Origin of the sequence: Pseudomonas sp. Sample_9, assembly GCF_004307535.1 — a bacterium.
GTDB lineage: Bacteria > Pseudomonadota > Gammaproteobacteria > Pseudomonadales > Pseudomonadaceae > Aquipseudomonas > Aquipseudomonas mercuritolerans.
This window is the reverse complement of sequence record NZ_RAZO01000451.1, coordinates 1-2,180: the sequence shown is the minus strand read 5'-3', so window position 1 is coordinate 2,180 and position 2,180 is coordinate 1. Positions and strand designations below refer to the sequence as shown.

Here is a 2,180-nt window from a genome sequence, read left to right as displayed (position 1 = left end):
TGAAGGGCGAACTGCCGATCAGGCTCAGCGCACCCATGCAGACCACGGCAGCAGCGGCCGCAATCAATTTGTTACGCGTGTTGCACAGCGAGACCAGCACGTAGAGCATCATCGCCGTCAGCGCGTAATCGAGCTGATATTTGATCAAGTGCGCCGCGTACTGCGCGCAGACCGCACCGAGCAAACCGCCGAGCACCCACGAGGTGTGGCAGAACAGATTGAAACCGATCAGGTAACGCACGTTGACCGGTGCGCCCGTGCCGAGCTTGACGCTATGAAAGGCGAAGGATTCATCCGTCAGGCCACCGGCGTAAGCCCAACGCTCCATGCGGCTCAAGCCCAATGCACGCAGGGCTTTGGCCATGTACACCGACATCAGCATGTGCCGCGCATTGATCAGGAAAGTGGTCAGCACAATGGTGGTCAGCGATGCGCCGCTGGAGATCAGCGCCAGCGCGGCGAATTGCGAAGCGCCGGCATAGACAAACAAGCACATCGCCACCGGCAGCCACATCGGCAGGCCGGCGTTGACCGCCATCAGCCCGAAGACAAACGACACGGTGAAGTACCCGGCGACCACCGGGCTGGCTTCGGCAAACGTGCGCGACGGCTGATGAGTCGCCATCAGCGGCGCGCTGCCGGACCTTTCATTCATAGATCCCTCTCAAATGTTCGTTCGCCGTGAGGCTCGCAAAAACCCTGGGCGGTCCAGAATCGCTTGCCCGCGAGGTTAGCATCGTCGACAAACAGAAACATCCGCAACACCCCGACCCGTTTCATGTCGGACGACGCTGCTTCGACCAAACGCTGGCCAACGCCCTGACTGCGGTAACGCGGGCTTACGGCCAGATGGTTGATCGTGCCGCGACTGCCGAGCATGCCGCCGAGCACCGCGCCGACGATCTCGCCATCCACATCGAAAGCCAGATACGCCGTGGTGGTTTTCTGGATCAACACGCCGCGCAGGCACTTGGCGTCCTGCCATTCGCAGAACGACACTTCGTCGAACTGGCGGAAGAAGCGCTCCATGCGTTGCGCATCCTTGGCGGTGGCGCGGCGCAGTACCACCGGCGTCGAGCATTCGACGCCGTCGATTGGGGTGATCTGATTAGCGAACAATGTCGAAAGCGGTCCCGGGCCGCGAGAAGGAAATCGCCAGAATCTGCCGGTACGCCATGGCATGGGTGTGGGTATTGCGCGCCGGGGTCACGTAGTGGCGCATGTCGCGATCGAGGAAGTAGGTGGTGTCGAGAATTTCCTCGTAGGTGGTCGCCGCCAGTTGTTGCTTGTGGGTGTCGTACAAACGGCTCTCCGCACCCTCGACGTTATTGCGCCCCCAGAAGTGCACGCCGCTGAACGGATAGCCATCGCAGTGAATACCTTCAGGGGTGATTTCCAACTGTTTACCGGGTTTGATTTCGATGCGGATCTGATGGATCTGGCACTGCCAGATTTCATCGTGCAACTCTTCCGGCAGCACACTTTTGTACACTTCGAAATCAGTGTCGATCAGGCTGCGCATCACCGGTGAAGAGATCACTTCCTCGGAAAAGTCTTGAAAGTGCCGCACCACGCCACCGACGTAAGCGTTGTTCTCTTTCGATTGCACATAGGGGCGATGCTCCAGTTGCTTGAGCTCGCGGGTTTTCGGGTTGTATTCAAAGTCGCTGTAACGACGGTAACGCATGCCGGCTTCGGCCTGACCGTAGTAGCTGTCAGGCTCCATGTTTTCCCAACTTTTGGTCAGTCTGACGAAGTCGGCAAAATGACCGTAGAGATTGAAGTCACCACCCTGGACGTTGACAAACTTGTCGCGCCGTAGCGATTCGCCCACTTCTCTGTTCAAAACGATCATTACCAAATTCTCCGCTGCGTTGAACGCCCTAATCTATTGGGTGGAGAATTTGCGTCCATGAGAAAGAATTTCAGGCATTTGAAGCACTGCTTGAAACGGAATCTGCAGCGCTTGAAAAACGACTTTTACATGACAAGAACACCGGTTATTTGCGGTTTTCGCTGAAAAACCGGCGAAAAAAAACCCCGAACGAATCGGGGTTTTCTCATTTTTCTTACAGCGGATCGATCATCAGAAGATGTTGATCGGATAGTCCACGAATACACGCAGCTCGTTACCGCTGACGTTGTACTCGCTGGATTTCTGCGACACGCGCAGGATCGAA

General features: G+C 56.9%; 3 protein-coding genes. All 3 read right to left on the bottom strand.

Annotated elements, in window-relative coordinates; all coding sequences use genetic code 11:
• Positions 1 to 655 (bottom strand): AzlC family ABC transporter permease (locus D6877_RS25665; RefSeq protein ID WP_130912517.1); only part of this gene is annotated, 655 nt, incomplete at its 3' end.
• Entirely contained in the window at positions 652 to 1,029 is a 378-nt protein-coding gene (locus tag D6877_RS25660; RefSeq protein ID WP_042608609.1) for a GNAT family N-acetyltransferase, read from the bottom strand. The genes D6877_RS25660 and D6877_RS25665, both read right to left, overlap by 4 nt.
• 79 nt (positions 1,030 to 1,108) lie before the next feature.
• Positions 1,109 to 1,855, bottom strand: coding sequence for a 2OG-Fe dioxygenase family protein (locus tag D6877_RS25655; protein WP_130912516.1), 747 nt, complete (start codon positions 1,853 to 1,855; stop codon positions 1,109 to 1,111).
• Positions 1,856 to 2,180: the final 325 nt, after the last annotated feature.

Bases quoted from the DNA above. Each gene is read 5' to 3' on its own strand.
- D6877_RS25660 (WP_042608609.1), bottom strand. From the start codon at position 1,029: ATGGAGCGCTTCTTCCGCCAGTTCGACGAAGTGTCGTTCTGCGAATGG.
- D6877_RS25655 (WP_130912516.1), bottom strand. From the start codon at position 1,855: ATGATCGTTTTGAACAGAGAAGTGGGCGAATCGCTACGGCGCGACAAG.